At 63.2% G+C, this 23,646-nt stretch carries 30 protein-coding genes and 1 pseudogene; 12 read left to right on the top strand and 19 right to left on the bottom strand.

The features are described 5' to 3' along the window. Positions 1 to 30: 30 nt before the first annotated feature. From I8D64_RS17405 to I8D64_RS17400, 3 genes and pseudogenes are all read right to left on the bottom strand, one after another. Positions 31 to 240: pseudogene (locus I8D64_RS17405) on the bottom strand (Rv3654c family TadE-like protein); the annotation flags it as partial. Positions 241 to 338: 98 nt separating this feature from the next. After that, positions 339 to 698, bottom strand: a complete 360-nt coding sequence (locus I8D64_RS11760; protein WP_343068556.1) for a TadE family type IV pilus minor pilin — start codon at positions 696 to 698, stop codon at positions 339 to 341. A 155-nt stretch (positions 699 to 853) separates the two neighbouring features. Next, positions 854 to 961: a DUF4244 domain-containing protein gene (locus I8D64_RS17400; protein ID WP_343068555.1), complete on the bottom strand. Its 108-nt coding sequence runs from the start codon at positions 959 to 961 to the stop codon at positions 854 to 856. A gap of 38 nt (positions 962 to 999) precedes the next feature. Between I8D64_RS17400 and I8D64_RS11750 the strand changes: the two genes are divergently transcribed. The 6 genes from I8D64_RS11750 (at position 1,000) to I8D64_RS17935 (ending at position 5,971) form a co-directional block, all read left to right on the top strand. Then, positions 1,000 to 2,511, top strand: a complete 1,512-nt coding sequence (locus tag I8D64_RS11750) for a recombinase family protein (RefSeq protein WP_200502959.1) — start codon at positions 1,000 to 1,002, stop codon at positions 2,509 to 2,511. Continuing rightward, complete coding sequence (locus tag I8D64_RS17035; protein ID WP_214651210.1) at positions 2,504 to 2,674, top strand: hypothetical protein; 171 nt, start codon at positions 2,504 to 2,506, stop codon at positions 2,672 to 2,674. Before I8D64_RS11750 ends, I8D64_RS17035 begins: the two co-directional genes overlap by 8 nt. Before the next feature lie 601 nt (positions 2,675 to 3,275). Further along, complete coding sequence (locus tag I8D64_RS11745; RefSeq protein WP_200502958.1) at positions 3,276 to 3,971, top strand: sporulation delaying protein family toxin; 696 nt, start codon at positions 3,276 to 3,278, stop codon at positions 3,969 to 3,971. Next, positions 3,968 to 4,606: an SdpA family antimicrobial peptide system protein gene (locus I8D64_RS11740; RefSeq protein WP_200502957.1), complete on the top strand. Its 639-nt coding sequence runs from the start codon at positions 3,968 to 3,970 to the stop codon at positions 4,604 to 4,606. Before I8D64_RS11745 ends, I8D64_RS11740 begins: the two co-directional genes overlap by 4 nt. Positions 4,607 to 4,638: 32 nt before the next feature. Continuing rightward, a complete protein-coding gene (locus I8D64_RS11735) occupies positions 4,639 to 5,553 on the top strand; it encodes a hypothetical protein (protein ID WP_200502956.1) in 915 nt (304 codons plus the stop codon). A gap of 139 nt (positions 5,554 to 5,692) precedes the next feature. Continuing rightward, positions 5,693 to 5,971, top strand: a complete 279-nt coding sequence (locus tag I8D64_RS17935; RefSeq protein ID WP_425490307.1) for an SdpI family protein — start codon at positions 5,693 to 5,695, stop codon at positions 5,969 to 5,971. A gap of 219 nt (positions 5,972 to 6,190) precedes the next feature. Here the strand turns inward: I8D64_RS17935 and I8D64_RS11725 are convergent, their stop codons facing one another. From I8D64_RS11725 to I8D64_RS11710, 4 genes are read right to left on the bottom strand one after another with little or no spacing between them, the layout of a single operon-like run. Beyond that, positions 6,191 to 9,322, bottom strand: coding sequence for a type I restriction endonuclease subunit R (locus I8D64_RS11725; protein ID WP_200502954.1), 3,132 nt, complete (start codon positions 9,320 to 9,322; stop codon positions 6,191 to 6,193). Continuing rightward, positions 9,322 to 10,095, bottom strand: coding sequence for an abortive infection family protein (locus I8D64_RS11720; protein WP_200502952.1), 774 nt, complete (start codon positions 10,093 to 10,095; stop codon positions 9,322 to 9,324). Before I8D64_RS11720 ends, I8D64_RS11725 begins: the two co-directional genes overlap by 1 nt. A 26-nt stretch (positions 10,096 to 10,121) precedes the next feature. Beyond that, positions 10,122 to 11,291, bottom strand: a complete 1,170-nt coding sequence (locus I8D64_RS11715; protein WP_200502950.1) for a restriction endonuclease subunit S — start codon at positions 11,289 to 11,291, stop codon at positions 10,122 to 10,124. Beyond that, positions 11,288 to 12,859, bottom strand: a complete 1,572-nt coding sequence (locus I8D64_RS11710; RefSeq protein ID WP_200502945.1) for a type I restriction-modification system subunit M — start codon at positions 12,857 to 12,859, stop codon at positions 11,288 to 11,290. The genes I8D64_RS11715 and I8D64_RS11710 overlap by 4 nt, the downstream gene beginning before the upstream one ends. A 240-nt stretch (positions 12,860 to 13,099) precedes the next feature. On the opposite strand from I8D64_RS11710, the gene I8D64_RS11705 reads away from it, so the two are divergent. Then, complete coding sequence (locus I8D64_RS11705) at positions 13,100 to 13,441, top strand: hypothetical protein (RefSeq protein ID WP_200502944.1); 342 nt, start codon at positions 13,100 to 13,102, stop codon at positions 13,439 to 13,441. 124 nt (positions 13,442 to 13,565) lie between these two features. Here the strand turns inward: I8D64_RS11705 and I8D64_RS11700 are convergent, their stop codons facing one another. Then, on the bottom strand, positions 13,566 to 13,829 hold the full coding sequence (locus I8D64_RS11700) for a type II toxin-antitoxin system prevent-host-death family antitoxin (RefSeq protein ID WP_200502943.1): 264 nt from the start codon (positions 13,827 to 13,829) through the stop codon (positions 13,566 to 13,568). 78 nt (positions 13,830 to 13,907) lie between these two features. Here I8D64_RS11700 and I8D64_RS11695 point away from each other — a divergent pair, with 78 nt between their 5' ends. Then, the gene (locus tag I8D64_RS11695) at positions 13,908 to 14,522 is read left to right on the top strand and encodes a helix-turn-helix domain-containing protein (RefSeq protein WP_200502942.1); all 615 of its coding nucleotides are present in this window, start codon (positions 13,908 to 13,910) and stop codon (positions 14,520 to 14,522) included. A gap of 31 nt (positions 14,523 to 14,553) precedes the next feature. Here I8D64_RS11695 and I8D64_RS11690 read toward each other — a convergent pair whose 3' ends face one another. Beyond that, on the bottom strand, positions 14,554 to 15,243 hold the full coding sequence (locus tag I8D64_RS11690; protein ID WP_200502940.1) for an 8-oxoguanine DNA glycosylase OGG fold protein: 690 nt from the start codon (positions 15,241 to 15,243) through the stop codon (positions 14,554 to 14,556). A gap of 57 nt (positions 15,244 to 15,300) precedes the next feature. On the opposite strand from I8D64_RS11690, the gene I8D64_RS11685 reads away from it, so the two are divergent. From I8D64_RS11685 to I8D64_RS11675, 3 genes are all read left to right on the top strand, one after another. After that, positions 15,301 to 15,522, top strand: a complete 222-nt coding sequence (locus tag I8D64_RS11685) for a hypothetical protein (RefSeq protein WP_200502938.1) — start codon at positions 15,301 to 15,303, stop codon at positions 15,520 to 15,522. A 142-nt stretch (positions 15,523 to 15,664) separates the two neighbouring features. Beyond that, positions 15,665 to 15,973, top strand: coding sequence for a hypothetical protein (locus tag I8D64_RS11680; RefSeq protein WP_200502936.1), 309 nt, complete (start codon positions 15,665 to 15,667; stop codon positions 15,971 to 15,973). 64 nt (positions 15,974 to 16,037) lie between these two features. Further along, positions 16,038 to 16,202, top strand: a complete 165-nt coding sequence (locus tag I8D64_RS11675) for a hypothetical protein (RefSeq protein WP_200502934.1) — start codon at positions 16,038 to 16,040, stop codon at positions 16,200 to 16,202. A 112-nt stretch (positions 16,203 to 16,314) separates the two neighbouring features. Here I8D64_RS11675 and I8D64_RS11670 read toward each other — a convergent pair whose 3' ends face one another. From I8D64_RS11670 to I8D64_RS11660, 3 genes are all read right to left on the bottom strand, one after another. Continuing rightward, positions 16,315 to 16,827, bottom strand: coding sequence for a hypothetical protein (locus tag I8D64_RS11670; protein WP_200502932.1), 513 nt, complete (start codon positions 16,825 to 16,827; stop codon positions 16,315 to 16,317). Between the two features lie 359 nt (positions 16,828 to 17,186). Beyond that, entirely contained in the window at positions 17,187 to 17,666 is a 480-nt protein-coding gene (locus I8D64_RS11665) for a hypothetical protein (RefSeq protein ID WP_200502931.1), read from the bottom strand. Positions 17,667 to 17,804: 138 nt separating this feature from the next. Beyond that, positions 17,805 to 18,413, bottom strand: coding sequence for a recombinase family protein (locus I8D64_RS11660; protein WP_200502930.1), 609 nt, complete (start codon positions 18,411 to 18,413; stop codon positions 17,805 to 17,807). A 608-nt stretch (positions 18,414 to 19,021) separates the two neighbouring features. Between I8D64_RS11660 and I8D64_RS11655 the strand changes: the two genes are divergently transcribed. Beyond that, on the top strand, positions 19,022 to 19,648 hold the full coding sequence (locus tag I8D64_RS11655; RefSeq protein ID WP_200502929.1) for a hypothetical protein: 627 nt from the start codon (positions 19,022 to 19,024) through the stop codon (positions 19,646 to 19,648). Here the strand turns inward: I8D64_RS11655 and I8D64_RS11650 are convergent. From I8D64_RS11650 to I8D64_RS11620, 7 genes are all read right to left on the bottom strand, one after another. Then, on the bottom strand, positions 19,636 to 20,220 hold the full coding sequence (locus tag I8D64_RS11650; protein WP_200502928.1) for a recombinase family protein: 585 nt from the start codon (positions 20,218 to 20,220) through the stop codon (positions 19,636 to 19,638). The two genes, I8D64_RS11655 and I8D64_RS11650, sit on opposite strands and share 13 nt — an antisense overlap. 188 nt (positions 20,221 to 20,408) lie before the next feature. Then, positions 20,409 to 20,825 (bottom strand): hypothetical protein, encoded by a 417-nt coding sequence (locus tag I8D64_RS11645; protein ID WP_200502927.1) that lies wholly within the window; start codon positions 20,823 to 20,825, stop codon positions 20,409 to 20,411. A gap of 25 nt (positions 20,826 to 20,850) precedes the next feature. Then, entirely contained in the window at positions 20,851 to 22,053 is a 1,203-nt protein-coding gene (locus I8D64_RS11640; RefSeq protein ID WP_200502926.1) for a relaxase/mobilization nuclease domain-containing protein, read from the bottom strand. Further along, positions 22,050 to 22,385 carry a plasmid mobilization protein gene (locus I8D64_RS11635; protein ID WP_425490303.1) on the bottom strand — a complete coding sequence of 112 codons (336 nt, stop codon included), beginning with the start codon at positions 22,383 to 22,385 and terminating at the stop codon, positions 22,050 to 22,052. Before I8D64_RS11635 ends, I8D64_RS11640 begins: the two co-directional genes overlap by 4 nt. Positions 22,386 to 22,707: 322 nt before the next feature. Continuing rightward, complete coding sequence (locus I8D64_RS11630; protein ID WP_200502919.1) at positions 22,708 to 23,034, bottom strand: hypothetical protein; 327 nt, start codon at positions 23,032 to 23,034, stop codon at positions 22,708 to 22,710. After that, on the bottom strand, positions 23,034 to 23,345 hold the full coding sequence (locus I8D64_RS11625) for a DUF3223 domain-containing protein (RefSeq protein WP_200502918.1): 312 nt from the start codon (positions 23,343 to 23,345) through the stop codon (positions 23,034 to 23,036). The genes I8D64_RS11630 and I8D64_RS11625 overlap by 1 nt, the downstream gene beginning before the upstream one ends. Beyond that, positions 23,342 to 23,644: a hypothetical protein gene (locus I8D64_RS11620; RefSeq protein WP_200502917.1), complete on the bottom strand. Its 303-nt coding sequence runs from the start codon at positions 23,642 to 23,644 to the stop codon at positions 23,342 to 23,344. The genes I8D64_RS11625 and I8D64_RS11620 overlap by 4 nt, the downstream gene beginning before the upstream one ends. Positions 23,645 to 23,646 lie beyond the last annotated feature (2 nt).

The raw sequence follows: 23,646 nt of genomic DNA, 5'->3' as shown, positions 1-23,646 counted from the left end.
CGGGAGCACCCCGGCGGGCGTGCTGACCTCGACGACCACGTCCTGACCGGCGACGGTGCACGAGAGCAGGCTCGCGCCGTTGCGGACGGCCGCCTCGGAGGCGATGGCGCACGGCGCGCTGGTGCCGACGGCGAGCGCATCGGCGCCCGCGAGCGCGGCGAGGTCCGCGGCGGTGTCCGCGGCCGCGAGCGCGAGCAGTCCCTGCCCGATGACGACGACCGCGCCCAGCACCGCCGTCATCGCCCCGATGTAGGCGAGCACGCTCGCGGGCGCCGAGCCCTCCTCCCTCGCGTGCTCCCGCGCGTCCTCCCGTGCCTCCGCCCGCGTGCGTGGCGGCGTCATGGCGCGCCCCCTCCCTGCCCGTCGCCCACCAGATGGGGTTCCCGGCGCGCCTGGGCCGAGCCGCTGAGGTCCCAGCTCGCGCCGGAGAGCAGGCCGCTGCGGGCACCCACCGAGCGCGTCACCGTCACCTGCACCCACGCACCGTCGGATCCGATGCTCACCTGCGCGCCGTCGCCCGCGATCCGCTGAGCGCTCTGTACGGCCTCTCCCTCGCTCTGTCCGCGTGCGAGCTCGCGGGCCGCACCGCGGGCCGCGGACTCGAGCTGCACCTGCGCGCCGATCCCGACGCCGGCCACGAGGATCACGAGCACCATCAGCACGACGACGGGCAGCACGATCGCTGTCTCCGCCGTCACCGAGCCGGTGCCGCCGCGCAGTGCACGGCGGAGGGGCCGCGGGCGGCAGGTGCCCGGCCGCGGGCGACGGGCGCCCCGGCCGGCCCGGGAAGGGGCCTGCCGGGATGCCTCGTCGGCCTGCGCGCACTGCGCGGGCGGGGCGGGGGAGCGGGCGGTCACTGCCCCAGCGAGAGCGCCGAGGTGATGATGTTCATCAGCAGCTCCCGCACCTCGCCGGACTTCAGCAGCAGCACCAGCACGGCCGCGAAGCCGCAGGCCGCCACCTACGACTGTCTAGGACGTACTTGTGTATCGTGGGGCCGTGAACAGTCCCTCAGCAGCACCTCTCCGAGCAGCGGTCTACGCCCGGCAGTCCGAGGACGTCGACCAGGGCATCCATCAGCAGCTCGAAGACTGCCTGAAAGAAGCCCATCGACGTGGATGGCGGGTCGTCGCACAGTTCGCAGACAACGACGTCAGCGGGTCGAAGCAGCGCGGAGAGAAGACGGACTGGCACCGGATGCTAACCGCGTTCGACGGCGGTGCTCTCGACGCTCTCATCGTCACTGAGTCCTCTCGGCTCACGCGCCGGATCGAAGACCTGCTTGAGGTCCTCCCACCCCGACGAAGCATCCGGGTGATCTCGATTCGCGAGAGCGTCGACACCCTCTACGACGACACGTTTCTCAAGGTATCCGTTGTCTTCGCCGAGCGCGAAGTACGTCAAAAGGCCGCCCGGGCGAAGAGGTTCGCCTTGGAGCGCCGCAAGGCAGGACACCCGACGTCGGGTCGCACTCCCTATGGCTACCGCTGGGTGCACGCGCCAGACCGAGACGCTCATGGCACTCGGTATCGCGTCGATGCAGAAGAAGCTGGCGTCATCCACCGAGTCTTCGACGAGTTCCTTGCCGGGGCGACCCTCGGGCAGATCGCGAGCGACCTGAATGCGGATGGCTACAAGACTCGGAACGGGGCCCGCTGGCACTCGCCAACGATCCGGCGCCTCTTGATCAACCCTCACCTTGCGGGTCTGCTACCCCCTGTGCAGCCCGAGGGGCAGGACGACATGGCCAAGGTCGACATCACGGAGTGCACCCCTGGAGCTTGGCCGGCGATCGTCGACGTGGACAAGCTTCTAGCCGCGCGGGGAAGGCTCGTCGGCGTCAAGCCGGTGCACAGCGGCACGGCACGGAAGTGGCTCCTCTCCGGCCTCGCCGTTTGCGGCGTCTGCGGAGGTCCTGTGCGATCAGCCCGCGCCGCCACCCATCCGACTCCTCGCGTTGACGGCTCGGGGTTGTCCCCAAAGCAGTACCACGCTGTATACCGTTGCGTAACTGGTCACTTCGTCCGCAAGGGAGCGATGATCGACGAGTTCGTCAAGGAAGTCTGCATCGAGCGGCTGTCGCGCCCAGATGCTCACGACCTCCTGATCCCTAAGAGTGACGGCCCCGACCTCGGAGTTCTCACTGCCCGTCGTGCAGAGCTTCAGAGTCGGGACGAGACCCTCGCATCCATGTTCGTCAAGGGGCGGATCTCGAAAACTGCTCTTGACACTGGACTGGACGAACTTGCTGAGGAGCTCCGAGCAGTCGACGAGCAGATCGCCGCTCTCGTCGGTGCAGACCCGCTCGCCGATGCTCTGAGCGGTGACGGCGCACGCGCGTGGTGGGAATCCGACTCCACGACTCTCGCTCGACGGCGCGCAGTTGTGGAGACCCTGATGACCGTCGTGATCCATCGGGTAGGCAATGGGCGCCGAGTCACGACAATCGACGAGGCTCCCGAGACGATCAGCATCGAATGGAAGCAACCGACAGCAGGTTCAGATGCGTGATCCGTTCGGTCGTGAAGACGAGTGGTACCGCACCTGCAGCGAATGCGGCAAGGACTGCGCGCCGGAACCTCTAGGGACCGGCGTCGGCATGCGCATCGCATTCCGCTGCCCTGTGCATGGAGTGCACACCATCGTCGACCCGTTCAATGACCTGAACGACTAGATGTTGCAGAAGGCAGTCTTCTGACGTCTCGGCGGAGGGCAGATCGTGTCTGCCTAGTCATGCGAAGTGCCGACGTGGAACCCCAACACTGCTTCGCACAGCCATTTCGGCTACGACCCACTCCGACGCGTCGGACGGCACAGCCACCTTGTTCCAGGTGAGCTCTTCATCGGTCTCGGGATCACCACCGTTCGAGGCAACTTCCATAACATGATCTTGTCTAGGTGCGCCGTTGCTTGCATTCGCCAACAATCGTCCGGGCGTTCTTATCCCTCGCCCAGGAGCAGTTGTACTCCTTGAGCCAACAGCGCGGACACCCCGCCCGTCGTAGACTCCGTCGAGGACCGCGCTCTTGCATGACACCCCCTAATGTGGTAATGAGCCGCGCGCACCGGCGCTCACGAAGCTTAGATCCAGGGGTTAGAACTTTAGTGCCAGCCAGTAGATACCCTCACCCTCCAACGCGTGACATCGGGACTAAGGTACCGCCTCCATCAGCACCACGCGTCCGTTTCATGTGATCTGATGGAGTCTCCCCGAGCGTTCCTCCTCGCCCCGGAGCGCACCAACCCATCTACACGAGATGCGTGGTACGTACACCATGATTAATAAGATCGCCACTCGCTTTGCGCCTGCTGCCCTCGCAGGAAGTATCGCCATCGCGAGCTTCGGCACGCTCCCCGCCGTCGCCGAAGACCAGGATCACCCCGACACCCCCTCGCTGAGTCAGGCAACAAGCAATTATTCAGACGAAGAATTCTTGAAGCTCTTGCTCGACGGAAGCGGGCAAATTGCCGACGACCATCCAGAATTGGTTGAACAGCTTGGATTCTCTGGCGACAAGCCGCACGCCGACAAAGATGCGTTGAAAAAGATCGTCACCGATTATCTCGAATACGATCCCGATTTCAGAAGCCAAATCGTCGAACGGCTAACGTCGGGAAATCCTCTGAAGGTTGAAGGGGCCCTGAAGGCTTTCACTAAGACCTTCTACGGTCTCCTTACCGACGTCTACGGACTCGACACCTCGGACACCATGGCTCCTGACGCGGTCGCCAAGAGTTCCGGAAAGGCGAATGTCAAGGTCGGGCTTAACGTTGCTGCGGCTGCGAATGCCGCTGTTCTAGTCAATGCCGTCGTGTACGCAAATGCTGCCGTTGCGACCCTGGCTGTGGCGGTGATTGCGGTAGTTCCAGGCGCCGTGAGCTACCTGCCTGACGAGAACGGCGAGTACTCTGATCTCACGCTAGAGAAAAAGGAGACAGTCTCAGCCTTCACGAAGGCCCTTAATTCGTGAACGTGCTCGAGGTCAGAGAAGCGGTCGGTCACTCAGTCACAGGCAGAAAGGGCGCGCTACGCGCCGCCCTGGGCTTTGGGAGTTTCGCCATAGCGTTAGTAGCCTTGTTGAGTACTGTATTCATTTCCCTTCCCAGTAACGTAGTTCTCGACCGCAGTGGAACCAACACGAAGTGGTTGAAAAGTCTGGAAGTATGGCCGCAAGGTTGGGCGTTCTTTACGAAGCCTCCAGATGGTGATCAGGTTCTGGCGTACCGGGAGACGCCTGACGGACTAAGGTCGATAATGGCGACCCCTCAGGCCAAACCTGGTAACATGTTCGGGCTTTCGCGCGCGCAGCGTGCACAAGGCCCCGAGTTGTCCCAAGTCACTGACCAATTAAGATCCTCTGATTGGTTCACGTGCGTCGAGGGGGACACTGTTGATGACTGCGCTATCGATCCGGATAGCGCAAACTCTGCAGTACGGCTGACTGATTCTTCTCCGACGCCGACGCTCTGCGGAGACGTGGTACTTGCGCAAGCCAAACCAGTTGATTGGTCGTATCGCGAGTTCTTTAAGCCCGACGATTACTTAGCAAAGGGATTAGCTCGGGTCCATGTTGAATGCATCGACAAGGATAACGGGGATACGTGATAAACAGGTGGTACCAAACTGCTCTCGCCGAGATGTCCGGCGTGTTGCCAGTGGTTCGATACAGCGGAATAGCGCGCTCGATTATTGCTCTTGGTCAGCTCTCCATGTTGGCTATCACACCGGTTGAGGCATATTTCGCTCCCTTGACCGGGTACAAGCCCTTTCCGGACTGTGGCCGCCTCTCAGCAAGCGTTGGCGCATTCTGTGTTGGCGATCGTTTCGGAATCCCACATCAGGTCACCGCTTGGGTCGTGTGTGCCATTTTGTGCACGATTGTGGCTGGGTACTTTCCGCGAATCCTTGGAATCATCCACTTCTGGATCTCGCTTAGCGTAAATGCCTCCATTTCGCTGCCTGATGGCGGAGAATCGGCCGCCCAGGCCGCGACGTTGATACTAATGTTTATCAGCCTGGCCGACACCCGCTTCAACCATTGGCAATTCCGTGTAAATCCAGCGATCAGCTGGCTCAATCCGATCGCATGGGGATTCAGCAAGGTCTTAAGGATTCAAGTCGCCTGGATTTACGTCCAGGCCGCTATCGCGAAGGTAACAGTTTCCGCCTGGGCCCAGGGTACAGCCTTGTACTACATTTTCCGCGACCCTATGTTCGGCGTCAAGGGGACCCTATTCGAACCCCTCCTAGTCGCTAGCGAGATTCCATTTGTGACGCTTTTGCTTTCTTGGATGCCGATTCTCCTTGAGGTGTCTATCGCTATTCTGCTGTTCACTGCTCCGCGCGTACGCATCGCGGGATTGGTGGTCTGCATAATCCTTCACGGAGCCTTTATTGCGGTCCTCGGTTTGTGGTCCTTTGGTCTTATCATGATCGGTATCGTAGCCAGTGTCACCATCACTGATCAAGGAGTTAGCACTGTCCGTGCTGCGCTAAACCGATTTCCCGTTCCACGAACTCGCGCCGTTGGCGACGGCCAGGCCCGGTCGTAGGTGTAGTCGCTTGTGGTCGCGCCCTTATCCAAAAAATTGCGATACAGTGCTTTTATGTATCGGGAGGTGAATTGTGGTCAGCATCGTTGTTGGTATACTTTTTGCGTTGTTGGGAGTTTCGTTCGTTACACTCGCGGCGATGGGCGCAACCGGCTCCGTTCCACCAAATTACTGGTTCGGTTATCGATTGCCCTCGGTCGCTGCATCGAGGAGCGCGTGGGCGCGTGGTCACCGCGCTGCAGCGATCCCTTCGTTGCTTGGGGGTGTTTCATGCCTTCTTGGTGCCGCGGGCCTCGTATTCTTCTCGAGCACAGATGACGAGATTGCCGCGTGGGCCCTGGCGAGCGCTTTTGCGCTTCTATTCTTCACGACTATCGGTGCCTTTACAGCGCATCATGCGGCTCGCCGGACCTCCTAATTCTCGGATTCAATAGTCCGCGGATCACGACTTGGTTTAAGAGAGAATGTTCGCCCCCGGGTCTCTGAGTGATCTGAGCGCGAGGAGGGAGGGTTACCTCGTCACCGGCGGGCGACCCGTGCTCTCGAGCGCGGTGCGCACCGCCGTCCTCGAGCACCGCAGGCTCCGTGCGATCGCGTTTACATCTAGGCCGGACAGTCAGTTCGGAGGTGCGGGTCGTCACGCGGCTGTTTCAGCGAACAGCTCAGCCTGCTCAATTACGAGGTCGATCGCCTTCTGCTCGGCATCGGGCGGGTAGTCGTACTTGGCGAGGATCCTTCGCACCTTCGACCGCATTGCCGCAAGAACAGACTCCTTAAGGTTCCAGTCGATGGTGGCGGACTGTCGGACGGACTTCACCAGCTCGCGCGTGATCGCTTTCAGAGTCTCGTCCCCGAGTTCGAGAACCGCGGCATCGTTCTGCGCGACGGCGTCATAGAACGCCACTTCGTCCTCTCCGAGCCCCAGTTCCTCGTGCCGCTTCCGGGCGTCACGCATCTGCTTGGCGAGCTTCACGAGCTCTGCGATGATCTCTGCCGTGGTGAGTGAGCGGTTCGTGTACTTGTTCACGGCCTCTTTGAGCATCTCTGAGTACTTCCGGCCCTGCACGATGTTCTTCCGCTGCACAGTCCGGATTTCGTCGTTCAGGAGACGCCTCAGCAGACCCATCTGGAGGTTCGGTTTCTCTTTGACCGCGAGCGAGTCGAGGAACTCGTCGCTGAGGAGCGACAGCTCTGGGGTGTCAATGCCTGCCAACTTGTAGACGTCCACGACCTTGTCCCCGGCGACAGCCTCGTCGAGCAGCTGCCTGAGTGCGGTATCGATCTCGACCGCACCTGACCCGCCTCGACCCGAATCGGGGTTCTGTACCTTGAGAATCGCTGCGCGAACGTCGGTGAACAAGCGGACGTCGTTCCGGATCGCCGCGGCCTCGTCCCGCGCGCCTGCCAACGCAAAGGCCTTCGCGAGAGCGAGCACCTGGTCGTTGAACCGGGTCGTGCGGTCGGGGTCTGCCATGACGCGGTCGAGGACCTTCGCATACTCGCCGAGCCGCTGTGACGCGCTGAGGTCCGGAGACGAGTCGAACTGCACGCCATGTAGGAGCCCTCGGACGATGTCGTGCTTCTCGAGCATCACGTTCACCATCTGCTCGATCGGAACGCCTGCTTGATCCTGATCGCTCGGCGAGTAGTCCGCGAGCGCCGACTGGAGGTTCGCGAACAAGCCGATGTAGTCGACGATGAGGCCACCGGGCTTGTCCCGGAACCGCCGATTGACTCGGGCGATCGCCTGCATAAGACCGGCGCCCTGCATCGACTTGTCCACGTACATCGTGTGCATCGACGGTGCATCGAACCCGGTGAGCCACATGTCGCGAACGATGACCAGCTCCAGCGGGTCGTCGGCGTTCTTCGCGCGGAGCTTCAGCTCCTTGCGCACGTCCTTGGAGTGGATGTGCGGTTGGAACTCCGCGGGATCCGCCGCGGAGCCGGTCATGACGACCTTGATCTTGCCCTGGGTCGGATCGTCGGAGTGCCACTCAGGGCGAAGCGCGACGATCTTCTCGTAGAGCCGCACGGCGATCCGGCGGCTCATCGTCACGATCATCCCCTTGCCGAACAGCGACTCACAGCGCTTCTCCCAATGGTCGACGATGTCCTGAGCAACGAGGTCGAGCCTTGCTTCCGCACCGACGATCGCCTCTAGCCTCGCCCAGCGCGACTTCGCCGCGCTTGCAGCGCTCTCCTCGACGGTCTCCGTGATCTCTTCCGCGAGGGTATCCAGAACCTCAAGGTCTCCCTCAGAGAGGCCTACCTTCGCCAGGCGTGACTCGTAGAAGATCTTGACGGTCGCGCCGTCCTCAACAGCTCTGGTCAAGTCGTACACGTCGATGTAGTCCCCGAATACCGACCTGGTGGACTTGTCTGTGGACTCGATGGGCGTGCCCGTGAACCCGAGGTAGGTCGCGCCGGGCAGAGCGTCGCGCATGTGCTTGGCAAGGCCAGCTTTCAAGCGTCCCTGACGGTCCAGGGACTCGTTGAAGCCGTACTGGCTGCGGTGGGCCTCGTCAGCGATCACCACGACGTTTCGGCGGTCCGTGAGAACTGGGTTATTGTCGCCGTCCTCGCCCGGCGCAAACTTCTGCAGCGTCGTGAAGACGATGCCGCCTGAGGCTGTCCTCAGCTTCGCCCGGAGGTCGGACCGTGTCATCGCCTGCACCGGGGTCTCGGGCAGGATCAGTGCCGGCGCGAACGTCTCTCCAAACAGTTGATCGTCGAGATCGTTGCGGTCAGTGATGAAGACGAGCGTCGGGTTCGCCATCCGGGCGTCGCGCATGAGCTTGGCGGCGAAGAAGACCATCTCGAAGCTTTTGCCCGAGCCCTGCGTGTGCCACACGACGCCGCCGCGACGGTCGCCGTCAGGGCTTGACGCCTGGGCCGTGGACTCCACAGCCGCATTGACCGCCCAGTACTGGTGATACTTCGCCACGCGCTTCACGAGCGCCCGAGTCGGCTGGCCGGTGGCCTTGTCGGTGACGGTCTCGCCGCTGAACACAATGAAGTTCTTCAGGAGGTCCAGGAACCGGGTGGGTTCGAAGACACCCTTGATGAGAACCTCGAGGGCAGGGCGGTTGGTGACGACCTCCCGCCCTTCGATCGTCTTCCACGGCGCGTAGTGCTCGAAGGCGCCGGAGTAGCTGCTCATCGCCGCGGATGTGCCGTCGGAGACCACCGTCAGCGCGTTCGGGACGAACACTGACGGGATGTCCTTGCGGTAGGTCTGGATCTGGTTCCATGCTGACCTCAGCGTCGCGTGCTCTGCAGCGGGGTTCTTCAGCTCGAGCAGAGCGAGCGGGAGACCGTTGACCATAACGAGAACATCAGGGCGACGGTTCTTGCCGCTCTCGATGATCGTGAACTGGTTGACCGCGGCCCAGTCGTTGTTCTCGGGGTTGTCGAAGTCTACGAGCCACAGGCGAGTCGTGCGCAGCAAACCGTCGTCACCGCGATGTTCGACAGGCACGCCCTCGGTGATGAGTCGGTGCATGCGTGCGTTCTCATCGATCGAGCTCTGCGACTCTGCCCGCTGCACCGCCTTCAGAGCGTCATCCATAATCGAGGCGTCTGTGCCGGGATTAATTCGTCGAAGTGCGTCCCGAAGTCGTTCCCAAAGCACGACGTCTTCGTATGAAGATCGCTCCGAGCTCGGCTCGCCCGGGGCAATGTCGGGCCCATGGACGCGGTGGTAGCCGAGTTCGGCGAAATACTCCAGCGCGGCCTGCTCGACAGACTTTTCGTCGAAATCACGCATCAAGATCTCCCTGTTTCGTCGGACGGCGATGAGGCTGCATTCTTCGCTTCGTAAACCTCGACGAGAAAGCTTGCAACGGTTCTGGCCGAGTTCACCGAAACACGGGCATGCCGACCTTCAGGCCGCACGTGACGCGCGTGTCCGTCACTTGCCATATTCCGTATTGCTGCCAGGCCATTGACGATCTGAACAAGCCCACGGGCGATTTGCTTGAACCCTTCATCGACTCTCGGATCACTATCATCGATTCGTAAGATTTTCGCGACTGCTTTGTATTGTTTCTGGAGATCTCCGGAATAATTGCCTATCTGGCCCGTCAAACGTAGTTCCAATTGCTCGAGCACGGCCTCCACGAGCGTTCGAGAAAGCGTGATGGCGCCCTCCAAATCCGCTACTGCAAGTCGGGACTCAGCCTTGTCAGAAAGTTCACGGACGTATGCGACCGTGAGGATGCTCGGAGTAGCCTGTGACACACTCAGGGGAACGGCGATCCCCTCAAGCCTCGACAAGATTTCTCGATATTTCCCGATCGAAGCACGTCGCTCGTCTCCCTCCATGTCACCCCTGTATTCGAGGAGCGCGTGGAGGACCCGGGCGCAATCGGATGTTGAAGCAGCACGAAGGAACGCTCGTAGTCGGTTTGCCTTCGAGAGCCCCGACTCCACAGGCTCAATGTCCGCGCCTAGGTCAGTAAAGAATTCATCGAAGGTTCGATTGTTGAAGTCGAGCACATAGCCGCCACCCATGTCGAGCACTTGCTCGACGATTCGCATGTCAGCATGGCTCAATACGGACGATCTCACGACACGGCCCCCGTCGTTCGCATACGACCCGAGATCAGCTCCGGGAGGAGCACGTCACGCAGAGCAGCAAGCCGGTGGGATTCGAAGGTCAGTTGCACAAGACGCTCAATCATTGGACTCGTGCGCTCTGACAACGCGGCGCGCTCGGTGGTCGTAATGAGCGGTACCGACCACGATGCGAGATCTTTCCACGAAGCGCGAGGCATCCGCGTCCCAGTAGCTCCAGCCGTAACGGAATCAATCAGCGCACTGGATGATGCGATGACGGCCACCAAGGCCAAATCGCGAGGGTCCCTTGGTCGAACAGCCAGAATGTCTGTCGAGCACACGCCATCTACCGGAGCGATACCTACCTTTTTAAAGTATGGTCGTAGTTTGCCGAAGAGGACGTCCCCGCGTTGAAACTTCGTCTTGTTACTAGCTAGCCCTTCAGCCTTATCCCATCTCGAGAGAAAAATCGATCCTCGAGGCATGTGCTCTAGGCCAAAGTAGTTATCGTTTGAGGCTATCATCTCCGCTTTCACTGGCGCCTTCACAAGAGTGCAGTAATCGCTCAGGACGCCGACTCTTCCCTCGGAAGAATCGAGAGTAGATTCTACGATAGCGCGGATGAGAGACTCCCCAACTGCCACTTCCCTGCGGTTGGATTCTATCTTATCATCGAATGCACCCAGCGTTTCGGCGACTTCCATTTGGATGTCAAATGGAGGCAGGTCGAGGTTGATCTTCACGAGTTCCGACTGGCGAATACCTGCCACGGTGGTACCCGTGGTGCGCGACATGAGTTGGTGCCGGACGGGCCCACCCCTTAAGAGGTACGAAAGGTAGCGCCCGTTGAGGATACCGGCTTTACCACGGAGCGCAAACAAGCGTTGTCCGATCGCCCAATCGACGTCCTCGGAAATATACGCGACCTCTCCGGCGGGTGCCTCGGACGTAAGTAGCACATCGCCTGCGCGAAGTGGAACTCGCATCCATTTATCATACATCTGTGATGAAATATAATGGTGGTCATTGGAGTCAACTCGACCATTCTTTATGTTGAGCGCAGAAACCACGCGATGCCCCTCAGTCTGCCAATCTCCGCCGAGCTTCCTGGGGGTCTTGCCCCGATGGTCAATTAGCTCGTCTAGCGCGTCACCAAGTGGAATCCGGAGACGGTTCACGACAACCCCTCCAACTTTTCACGTACGATTCGCTCGAGTCTAGCGCCCCGGTCGAATTCGTCGAGAAGCTGTTTCGTGAGAATGTCGATCCCGCCACCAACCGGCTGGTAGTCACCGACATCAAGCCCATCCCCGACGTACCGACCAGGGGTTAAAATGAAGTCATGGTCCTCGATTTCCTTCAGAGTCGCAGCTTTGGAGAACCCCTGCTTGTCCTCGTAGCCACCATCTCGATCCCTCCAAGAATGATAGGTGCCTGCTATTTCCGCAATGTGGTCATTGCTGAGGGTGCGGAGTTTGCGACTTTCCATATCCCCAAGCCTGCGGGCATCGATAAACAGTACTTCGCCGCGCCGCTCTCGGTGCCCATTCCCGTTGCGCGCCTTAGATACGAGCCAGAGCGAAACCGATATCCCCGTGTTGAAGAATAATTTCTCAGGTAAAGAGACGACGCAATCTACGAGATCTGCTTCGAGAAGCCGTTGCCTGATTGAGGCATTATTCCCGGTCTTGTCTGACAACGCCCCATTCGCGAGAACAAATCCGGCAGTCCCGGTCGGCTTGAGGTGGTAGATGAAGTGCTGGACCCACGCAAAGTTGCTTCCAGCTTTCCCTTCTGGTGGAACTCCAAACTTCCAGCGGGGATCGTCCGCAAGGCGCGGGTCCCACCACTCCTTTTGATTGAACGGTGGGTTAGCGAGCACGAAGTCGGCACGGAGATCCGGGTGCAGATCCTCGGTGAAGGAGTCCGCCGAGTGTGAGCCCATGTCCGCCTCGATGCCTCGCAGTGCGAGGTTCATTTTGGCGAGTTTCCAGGTGGTGTCGGTGTACTCCTGGCCGTAGATGGAGATGTCGGATCGTTTGCCGCCGTGGGCCTTCACGAACTCGGCCGACTGGACGAACATGCCGCCCGAGCCAGCAGCAGGGTCGTAGACGCGGCCCTTGTAGGGCTCCAGCATCTCCACCAGAGTCTTGACGACCGAGCGCGGCGTGTAGAACGCACCGGCGTCTTTGCCGGTCTCCTTGCCCGCGAACTGTCCGAGGAAGTACTCGTAGACACGTCCCAGTACGTCATCGGCGCCGTGGTCATCAGTCTCTGTGAACCCGATAGAGCCGATAAGGTCGACCAGCTCGCCGAGACGACGCTTGTCGAGGCCGTCTCGCCCGTAGTTCCGTGGGAGCACGCCTCGCAGGGAGGGGTTCTCCCGCTCGATGAGATCCATCGCCTGGTCGATGTCCTCGCCGATGACCGGGAGCTTGGCCACTGACTGGATGTAACTCCATCGCGCAAGCTCGGGCACCCAGAACACGTTCTGAGCGGTGTACTCGTCGCGCTCGTCCAGGAACGACTCGATCCTCTCGGGCTTGATGCCGTCGGCTGCAAGCTCGACCTTGAGCTGCTCGCGGCGCTCCACGAACCTATCCGAGACGTACTTAAGGAACACCAGCCCGAGTACGACGTGCTTGTACTCGCTCGGCTCCTGGTTGCCACGGAGCTTGTCCGCAGCGTCCCAGAGGGTCTGTTCAAGCGTCTTCGTCGGCTTGGCCTTCGCAGCGCGTCTCGCCATGCAGGTTGTCTCCTTCGTGCGGGAGAGGCTTCATCGTCTCCACGTGGATCTCTATCCAGCATCGTACTGACGTGCATCGACATCGGAGTCGCGACGGCGTGGATTGTCCGTGGTCGATGCCCCGTCTTCGCCTGCGTACACAGCGGTTTTGGCGCTGGGCGTATGAGCTCGGGAGGGTTCTCGTAAAGTCGTCCTATGGGAACGCAAGCTTCCGCTCTCGCCGTGGCTGTGAGCGCGTCCGTGGCCGACTACTTGAATCGCGAGGATCTCGATATCGAGGGCCTGGCTCAACGGCTTCTCATCGACCCTGACGAGGCGCGTCAGCTCGAGGCAGGTGCCCTCGAGCCCACCGCCGGGCAGCTGCACCGCCTCGTGAGCACAGGAGTTTTGAACGGCGCCCCTGAAGTCCGCTGCGAGCACAAGGCATCGGACGGGCGCGGCGGTGGCTGGCACCATCACACCGGGCCACACGCCTGGGACGGCCTTGCGAACCATGGCGGGCAGTGCCCGTGGGAACAGGCCCTGCTGAACGCCGCACGTGAGTCTGCGGAGCGCGACCCAAGCTCGCTTCTGTCCTGCTGAGCGGTTCGAGTCCAGCGGAGCCTCATGAGCGACGTCAGGTCGCGCCGCGGTTCAGCGGCATGCCGTGACGGTTCCCCGGAGTGCTGACGGCGGCGCCTGCGTTCTCAACCGCACGAGGCGAACTCTAGACTCCCGCTTCTCTGCCACGGGCGAGCTCGACCATGAGCTCCCGGTGGCCGATCGCACCACCCTCCTTGCGGGCCTCAGCGGCAACCTCGATATCGGTCCTGTCCTCGAGTGCCTCGAGAGCACGATCGTAGAATTCTGGCGAGATGACGACTGCGCGACGCATCCCGTCGCGGGACGTGATGGTGACGGGCCCGGTCTGCGCCGAGGCAAGGAGCTCGCTCTGTCGGCGGCAGATCTCTGACAGGGACACGGAAATCATGTGCCCATCGTGCACCGCGTGCAGGATGGCTGCCAGAGGATGCCTGAAGAACCAGCGCAGGAGATGGGAGCTCGACTGATGCGCGGACGCCTCACCGAGGAGCAACGTGACCAGATCGCCCGCGTCGCCCACGACCGCTACGAGGCCGGAGAGTCGTGGCGCGAGATCGCACTCGACCTCGATCTGCACCCGGGCACCGTGCAACGACTCGTAACGCAGTGCCGACCCGTCACCTTCCGTCGATGGGGTCAGAAGCCGATCGCGGACCCTGCCGAGGTCGTGCGCCGGCGCGAGTCGGGGGAGACCCTCGATGAGATCGCGAGAACACTCGGGTGCTCCAGAACCGCGGTACGCACGGCACTCGAGGGCGAGCAGGGGCCACCAGCAACGCGATACCCGCGGCTCGGTGCGCGCAGGACACCCGCCGACACCGAGCTCGCTGAGTTCCGCCGACTGCTGGAGGCGTGCCCGCAGGCACCGCAGGCGCGGCCCGGGCACCTGGATCTCGGTGGTCCTGAGGGGCTCCAGGTCGCGACAGCCTGTCTGGCGCTCGTCGAGGACGGCGTCCCGATGGCGACGCTCTCGCGGGCGCTCGGTCACGGCCCCACCTGGGTGCACTGGCTGCTGGGCAAGCACGATCTGCAGCCGCCCGAGCGGCAAAGTCGCAGTACGAGTCGGAGGACGCGTGCATGACATGCACGGCGAAGCGATCTCGCTGTTCGCGCTATCGGCCCCGCGTGATCTCGAATATCGCGAGCTCCACCTGTGTCCGCGTGCGGCCGTGGGGTGAGCCCCAGGCATCCAGCAGCTCGAGGTATCGCTGATAGCTCGCGGTCCTCGTCGTCGTTAGCTCCACGGCGGGCGTGGTGTTCTTCCTGATCCAGGTGATCACGCGTTTGTCGAGGATCGGGGCGACCTCGGGACCGTCAATATCTCCGGTCATCGAGGTGAAGGCGAGCCACTTCGTGAAGAACGCACCGCCGAGGTGCTTCACACGCCCCTCGTTGTTCATGAAGAAGAAACCCGCCGCTGCGCCGTCCTGCTGGACGACGCGCGCTCCCGCCAGCAGACGGTCCCGAATCGAGTCGTCGACCGGAACCTCGAAGTTCCCGCGTCTACCCAATCCCGTGAGGATCGCTCTCGCGAAGAAGGCGCGTCGGGGGCCCGTTCCGCCCCAGATCAGCATGGGCACGAGCGCCCCCAGCACGTGCTCCCGCGAGAGGTTCGCCTGCACCACGTCGCGCACGATCTGGCGGTCGATCTGATCCGGAAGGTCGTGCAATGCCGCGGCGGCGTCTGGCACGTCGTGGACGACGGGCTCCCACGTCTCGCGCCTCCACGAGAATGCGCGCTGGACGGGTGGGTCCTCTCGCAGCCGCGAGGTCAGGACTGTGGGGATCTCCAGGGGGCTCATGGTCCATGTCTAGCGCATCGCGCACGGGAGCGATATCGAGATCGCTACTGTGAAGACATGATCCAGGCTGGAGACATCAACGCTCTGCGCGGCGCTGCGCGCGTGCGGTTCGAGCACCAGGGCACGGCCTACGAAGGCACCGTGACCTGGGCAGAGGACAACGACTCGATCCTCTCTCACGAGAAGAACCACCCCGGCTGCGTCAGCCTCGTGCTCGACACCGGGCAGAGCCTGAACGACCTGCCGAAGGCGACGCCCGTCGAGACACTTCGGGCCTGACCTCTCACGAAGACCTCCGCCAAGACGTCGAAGATCGCGGCCCGATAGGCCGCGAGCCCAGCAAGCACGAAGGCCCCGAGGGAACGTTCCCTCGGGGCCTTTGCTCTGGTCGATCGCCCGTCCGCAGGAGCACACTGGCCCCATGACGATGGGGGAGACGATCAGCGAGTACGACGGGAAGAAGCTCATCTTGCCGCTGACGCGCACCGAGGCCGGCTGGGCCGAGCAGCGCCCGACGCCGTGTTCGCTCTGCGGCACGGCCGAGAACATGATCGGCTGGCTCGCCTGCGCCTGCCGACGCGACACCCTGATGGGCGGGCACCGCACCGGGATCTGCCGGCAGTGCGGTCACCGGCGCGTGCTCGGGTGCCTCGGGGACACTCCGGGCGCGGTGCGGCAACCGGCTGACGTCGACGGACGGCGCAGAGCTGAGTCGTGCGAGGGCACCTGAGCGGACGGCGACGGGTCATTGAATCCGGTTGCGGGCGAGTCTGACCCGGGGGCAGGATCATGCCGTGGATGACAACGCGCAGACCGACGATGCGGACAACGACGAACTCACTGATGACGAATTGGCCGTTCTGGCCGACCCGTCCGTGTGGATCGCTGCCGAGAGGGCCGCGCGCGGCGGTGGTAGTCATCCACGCCGGCGCCTTCCCGGCCAAGGGCCGGGACAGTGAACCGTGAAGTGAGCCCCGTGCGGTGCGTCCAGCTAGGGCGTGTCTCCTAACTCGCGGAGGCAGCGTGATGGTTGGCGAAAGGAATCGTTGAGGCGGGCCGTCCGATGCATGACTAGCGCCGCAGCTCCCCGACGTGTCGGGCGATCGTCTGCAGCACGCTGTAGAACTTCGACCGATCACTCTCGGCCCACTTGTCGGGCGGATTGAACCCGTCAGCTGGGACCGGAGTGAGGCCGATGTTCGTCGTCCGCAGCTGGTATTCCTCCACGAACGGCTTCCTGCTCGTCTCCTGCCCGTAGTACGACACCGTCGCGACCGCGTCTCGGACCCCCTGCTCGTGAGCAGGGTCCGCCTTCGGGTCCGCGGGCATGTACCAGTACGTGCGGAGGCGCTGTCCGGGCGCGAGCGTCTGCGGTGTCTCAAACAGGGCGCGGATCCCAGCCGTGACCTGGTCGCTGTCACCTCGAGACGGCCACGGGTGACCCAGACGGACCGTCACGTTCCGCGCGACGCTCCTCCCACCGTTTTCCAGGAACACGTCCCACACGTCCTCGCCATGCGCGAGCGACGGCACAACCTGCACATACACATACGGCCGGGACTGCGCCCTCGAGTCGGTACGCATCTGCCGCAGTGTTCGTACAGCGGCGACACCCGCCACGATCGCAGCGATCAGCAGCCCCACCGTGAGCAGAGACGTCAATAGTGCCGCTGCGGCGCCGACAGCAGCAGCGATCACCGACAACCAGTCAGTCGTGGAGTCCCCAGGATTCATCGTCTAGACCTCAGAGTTCAGGAGGAGAAATGGCGAGCAACAGCGAGGCGCGCGTCATCGGGAGGCACCTGCACCTCGAACAGATCCCACGCGAGCGCCACGTACTCCGACGCGAGGTCTTCCGAGGACGCAGCGAGAGCAGCATCTGCCCGCATCTGTCGAACGATCCGACGTTCCTGATCCCGTCTCAGCACCGTTCCCGCCCCTCACTAAAGGTGGAACTTGTAGCCCTGCGTGAACCCGTCCTCGTACTTCCCACGGTCGAAATCTAACGCCCCCTCATACCGGTACGCGTCACCGTCTTCCGTCTCACCCTCGAGGACGACCTGATACGAGTCGCGCACCGGAACGTCGAGGAACTTCTCGAAGATCTGGCACTCACCACCAAGGATCGGCCCGTCGCCGGCCACTTCCTGCTTCGCCAGAGCACGACCATCACCATCAAGGATCTGCACCGTCGGCAGCGTCGCCGCCGCCTGGATCCCCTCCGTGGTCTTCCCGTACGGCTTACATACCAGCTGGTCCCGCGTGAACACCGACAGCGGTTCCTTCTCGTACATGAAGACCGTCAGGTCTGTCAGCTCATCAGGCGTCGCCGAAGCCTCCGCAGCCGTCGTCGCGGCGTCCGAAGCCGACGCGTCTGCGGAACTAGCGTCACAGCCCGAAAGTGCCAGCCCGAAGCTGAGCACGACGGGAACAGCAAGGGCAATAGGGCGCGGCCGACGGGGAGACATGACCGGAAGGTAACCCGGCCGACGCACATCCCGCGTGCGAGTAATCGAAACGAGACACGCCGAGACCGAACAGAGACCACATCCCCCGCGAAATCAGGAACCGGTTGGTACGTTGACGCTCCCGCCCTCGTGGCTGTCCTTGAGGTGCCGGTAGAGCGTCTGTCGGCTCACGCCATAGTCGCGGGCGATCTTCGTCTTCGGCACGCCCGCCGCTGCGCGTTTCCGCACCTCGGCGATCTGCTGGGCGTCCAGCAGCGGCTTCCGGCCCGGGTAGGTGCCAGGTCGCGACTTGGCGACCGCGATGCCCTCGGCCTGGCGCTCCCGGATCATCTCCCGCTCGGACTGCGCGACGGCCGCGATGATGTGCAGCACGAGGCGGGTGGTGAGGTCGCCGCCGTCGGGGCGGATCGTGAGGCCCTGGGTCGCGAACTGGACGGTCACGCCCTTCGTCTCGAGCTCCTCCATGATGCCGAGCATGTCGCGCAGGGAGCGGGCGAGACGGTCGATGGATGCGACGACGAGAGTGTCGCCCTCGCGGACGTAGTCCAGGGCCTCGCGCAGCTGCGGGCGCGCGGACGCCGACGCGGCGGACTGCACCTCGCGGTAGATCTTGTCGACGGGGCCGACGGCTTCAATCTGCCGGTCGAGGTTCTGGCCGGCGGAGGAGACTCGGACGTAGGCGACGCGCTGCGTGGTTGGCATGGGGCGATTTTGTCCCATTGAGGTGGTCGGCGCTAGGACCGCTACACATGTGCCTCAGAACTGCTCGCATGGACCCCATTGGGAACTGCGGGCGCTACGGACGCCGGGTGTCTCGTTGGGGTACACCCCAAAGTTACATTACGCCGACGGGGCGGCAGTGTGCGTACAATCACGCACGGCGGCACGCACCGCCGAGCTGCGAAGGAGTCCGGGACATTGGCACTGGAAGGCACAACCGCACCGTTCGCCCCGTCGGACTACTTCCGAAGCACTGCGGACGTGATCGCCATGCTCGAGACAGCGATCGAGGACGAGAACGTTGCCCCGGGTTCCGTCCGCGACGCGATAAGCATTGTCGCCCATTCGCCATGGATGTCATCAAGCTCGACTGCGTCTGAGCCCGATGTGGATCCTGAGCGCGGCTGAGGAGCAAGGCTGTCTACCCAGCCCGCCCCGCACGACGTCTGTGATGTCTCATAGACATCACCTATACGAGACGCGGAACTGGAGCGCCGGTCAAGCACACGCTGACCACGGATCGGTGTCTCATCTGCAAGCCTCAGGGCTGAGAGGGTTTATGAGACACGCATCCGTGCGAGAGTGCCCACATGGCTCATGATTCCCTTGAAGTCTTCTCGGAGTTCTACGCGGTGGTCCTGGAGCACCCGGGGAGCGGACCTCTGCGGTGGGCACCGGTTGATCGCGCCTGGAAACGACTCACGATCGATGGGTGGAGTCCGGGTGTCGTCGCGGGCGACGCTCCCCGTGAGGACCAACTGAGCGAGGCTCTCACGGAGGCTCAGAGGTTCCGCGGTTCGACGTGGTGTGCGCGGTGTGATCGACCGGCGGACCCCGCCAAACACTTCATCTGCGTCGGAGTGCTCGGCGAGCCCGAGTCGTACTGCGTTCAGAAGCCCGCGAGCGAAGTCGTTGACAGCCGGGGAGGCACCGGACAGCTCAAGCACTGGGGAACTCACTGGGGGTGCCAGGTGGTGGAGCCTGCGCGGGAGTCCGCTTCGCTCCCGGGGTTCGAGGGGTCGCACGCGGTGACGGCAGGGTACGTCTATGGTCGGCCCCTTCTCGCTGACGAGGTAATGGAACGTGACTGGTGCTCGCGCTGCCAGAGCAGAGCGTTCCGGTTGCGAGGGAGGACGATTGACCTCGATTCGTCAATCGAGGACCAGCTCCGAGACGTGCGCGATCTTGCTCTCTATCTCAAGCACTACACCAGATGATGAGAGCCCTTGTGCCGATAGTAGGTAGCTCGTGACCAGCCGACCTCAGCCGCTGCCTTCGCAACCGTGAAGCCCTCCTCGCGGACGAGGTACTGAACGACGCGGACCTTCCGAGCGGCCTCCTCGGGATCAGGCGCCGGTCGTCCGAACTTCACACCGCGGGCGCGAGCTGCGTCGACCCCCGCGTTGACACTTTCCCTGATGAGCTCCCGCTCGTACTCGGCGAGGACTGCCATGAGCTTGAGCATCAGACGGCCCTCGGACGTGGACGGGTCGATCCCGTCGGACAGCGACCGCACGATCACTCCGCGCTCGAGGAGCTCGTCCACCGATGTGATGACGTCAATCATCGAACGTCCGATGCGGTCGATCCTCCACACGACCAGCTCGTCGCCGGCTCGGAGTTGCCCTTCGAGGGCCGACCACCCCGCCCTGCTCGCGGTCTTCCGGGCCCCTGAGATCTGGTCGCTGTAGATCTGTCCCTCGGACACCCCTGCTGTCTTCAATGCGTCGCGCTGAAGAGCTTCGTGCTGCTTGTCCCGTGTCGTTGTGCGGGTGTACCCGAAGATCATTGACGCATCTCCCATGCTGAGTACGGATCTGTCGGCTCATCGCCTTGAAAGTGGTCGTCGTGCTCTCGGACCGCGGGTCCTGTGACGAAGGAAGGGGCAGCAAGAGCGTCTAGGTCAGAGCCCGTCCCACTGCCCCTCCACTTGGAACGATGCGCACAGGGCGGTGCCGCTCGTGTAGGTACCAACCGCTACCGAGAGCGCATCAGCACTCGTCTGGCCTGAAGGGCTAGCCACCACAGCCCTGCCAGCGCACCCGCTACCGCCCCCGTGAGCGCGATGCCGGTGACGATCCGGAGCCACAGGACGTGATCCATCTCGAAGACCCACTGGTAGGCATGGATGACGGACCAGGCCGTGCAGAAGAACATCAGCAAAGTCACCGCGAAGGGCGTAACGGCGATCGCAAGCCGCCCGGCCAACGCCGCGGTGACGCGGTGCTGCAGACGCTCTGCCGTCGCGAGCACGCGATCGGCCTTCTCGACGGACTCTTCGAGATGAGAGGAGACCTCGCCGGAGGCGGCCGACCCCGCAGCGCGGATCGACTCAAGCGCGAGATCTCTGGTCGCCAGGATGGCTTGTCCCGACTGGTTCAGAGCCCGCTGCACCTTGGCGGCGTGGCCGTCGACAGCATCAGTCGCCGAACTCGCGATCCTCTTCAGCTCGATCGTGGTCGTCTGCAGCGACCTCGTGGAAGCGGCGAGCTTCTGCCCGTCGATCGAGTTCGCGAGCGCGCTGAGCGTCCGCTCGATCTCGCTCAGCCTGCTCTCGACGGAGTCGATCCTCCTCGACCCATCGGGCATGCTCTCGGAGCGCGACGTGATCGATGACAGGACCTGCTGATGCGCGCGATCGAGCTGCTTCGAGAGCTCCTGATCCGAGATTTTCTCGAACTGTCGAAGTTCCTTCACTGCCTCCGTCAGTACGGTGAGCTGCTGCTCGACGGCGGGGAGCCTCGAGGTCAAGTCCTCCAATGTCGCCGTAGTCTGCTGCTCTCGCTCGAGCTTGTCCGCGAGTCTCACTGTCCTGCCCTGCTTTCTGCGCGCGCTGCGCATGGATATCCAAGATGGTCTGGGCGCCCTCGGCCGTGAACTCGGGCGACAGGCGCGATGCCTTCTTGCGCCCGAGCTTCTGGTTGTCCTCGCGGCGCATCCTGTAGCTCCATCCGTCGCGGTCGGTCACCGCGAGGGTCACGTCGTGCTCGGCGAGCACCTTCTCGAATGCGCCGCGGTCGATTGATCGCGGGTCCTCGAGAGCGGCGTAGATCTTGTCGCCGAGGATCTGCTCGAAGCCGGCCGGCTCGAAGTCCTCCCGACGAAGCTCCCAATCGGGCTTCGGACGCACCGGGGCCGGGAGCACGCGAAGTCCTTCCTCCCTCATGAGGTCGTCGTTCAACTGATGCAAGCCGTTCTTCCAGGACGTGTATCTCTGCAACGACCCGCCGGTGAGGTTGTCGTGGTTCGTCACGAGGATGTGCGCGTGCCCGTGACCGCCGGCCGAGTCCGCGTGCACCGCGATCAGGTAGTCCGCCGAGTGCATCCGCTCGACGAGCTTCACTGCGACGTCCCGGATGCGCTCCATGTCCTGCATGTCCGTCACGTCGAACTCGTCGGGGTGGAAGGCGAGCACGTAGGACTGAAGTTGGTTCTTGCGACCCTTCGCCTGCGCGAAGCCGAGGGCACGGGTGGCGAACTCGTCGGGGCCGGCGTCGGGATCCCCGGACACCGAGATCGCGAAAGCGGAGGCGCGGTTGCCCTGCTTCCCGTCGTGCCCATGGAGGACGTAGCGGACCGACGCGACGGCGTCCTTCGACGGCCGGACGTTGATCGTGCTCATGTGGCCGTCCTGTCCCCGAGTGCAGCACGAACTCCGTCCACGGAGGTCTTCACCTCGCGGACGAGATCATCGTCGACGGCTGCTCCCCGGCGCAGGGCCTGGTTGAGGTTGACGCCGGTCCTTCGCAGCTGCTCAACAGCAGCCGCAAGATAGGGGTCCGGCGCCGAACCCGCCACAGACTCCAGCGCGGCGACGGTGTCCCGGCGCTGGTCGAGAGCATCGAGCAGCGCAGCACGCATCCACGTGCTCGGCGAGACGCGCAGGACTGCGGCGCGCGAGGTGACGGCGGTCTTCTCTTCAGCGGTCATCCTGACGGTGATCCGCTCCGACATGGGCGCGGGCCCGACGGGACCGCGGGTGCGCCGAGGAACACGTCGAATAGACGTGTTCTCGTCGGTGCCCGGGATGACACTCGTAGGGCGAGCGTCATCCCGGCGCGCAGTATCCGATCCCACCCGGCGCTGCCTGGGGGTGGTGGGATCGGAGACTCCGCGTGACCGTCCGCCCAAAGATTCAGGGGCGGCGTACGGTCGGTAGCCAGCAGGGTACTTGTCCGACATATCGCTGGCGCTCATGTCGTCCTGCATACCGGCTGGATCCGTCCTCGGCCGCTGCGCGGCCTGCGGGCGGATGGGAGATGCATCCGTTGAGTGATCAGGCTGCATCATGCTGCTCATCGAGATCACCGTCCTCGTTGGTCGTCTCGGCGCTGGGCGGCCCGGGGGCCTCAGTGCCGATGGCCCTGCGGATCCCGACGAGGGTCTGTCCGGACATCAGCACGGTGCGGAGGCGTTCGATGAGCTCCACGGTGTCCGCGCCCGTCGCGAGAGCGAGCTCCTCGCCGAGGGCGTGGCGCGCGTCCTCGACGGCCTTCTTCGCCGCCCTGTCCGCTTCACGCTTGGCGGCGCGGATCTGCCGGTCCAGTTCCCGCCGACGGGCCTCCATCTGCTCGATCCGCGTCATCGACGTCGTCTTGGTCATCAGTTCTCCTTGGTGAGGGCCGCTGCAGCTGCGACGGCTTGCTTGATGGAAAAGTCCTCGAGGGTGCCGTCCAGACGGACGGCCATCAGATTGAGAGTGGGTCCGTGCACAGAGCACGAGACGACGAAGTGCGTGACGCCGAGGCCCGCCTTCTCTCGTGCGCGCGGATGGCACCAGAAGAGGCCGGCAACGAAGTCGGCGTCGCGTCCCGTGATCGGCTCGCGCGGACAGTGGTTGCGGAGCACTTCGCTTGCTCGGGCACGTGCGATCTTCTGGGTCGCGAAGCGCTCGGAGCCGATGCAGATCGTCATGCGTCCCACACCTCGCCGCCGTAGACGAGCGCGACGGTCTCGGGCGTCATGTCCAGGGCAGCGCCGATCGCTTCCCAGGACAGTCCTTCCTCCTCGCGAGCGGACTCGACGCCTTCGCGGATCAACTGCAGGGCAGCGTGCATGATGAGTGCTTCACCGCGAAGGATTCCCTCGATCGCAGTGCGTGAGGAGCGGCGGCGCTTCCACGCTGATCCTGGGTCCTCAGGGCCCCCGGTGCCATCGATGATCAGGTTGCGCGCGGCCTCTTCATCGCACAGCAGGTCGTAAAGGTTCTCCATGA

This window comes from Brachybacterium halotolerans, assembly GCF_016623465.1.
In the GTDB taxonomy this organism is placed as follows: Bacteria; Actinomycetota; Actinomycetes; order Actinomycetales; family Dermabacteraceae; genus Brachybacterium; species Brachybacterium halotolerans.
The sequence above is the reverse complement of the archived record's forward strand: the minus strand, read 5'-3'. Positions and strand labels throughout refer to the sequence as shown.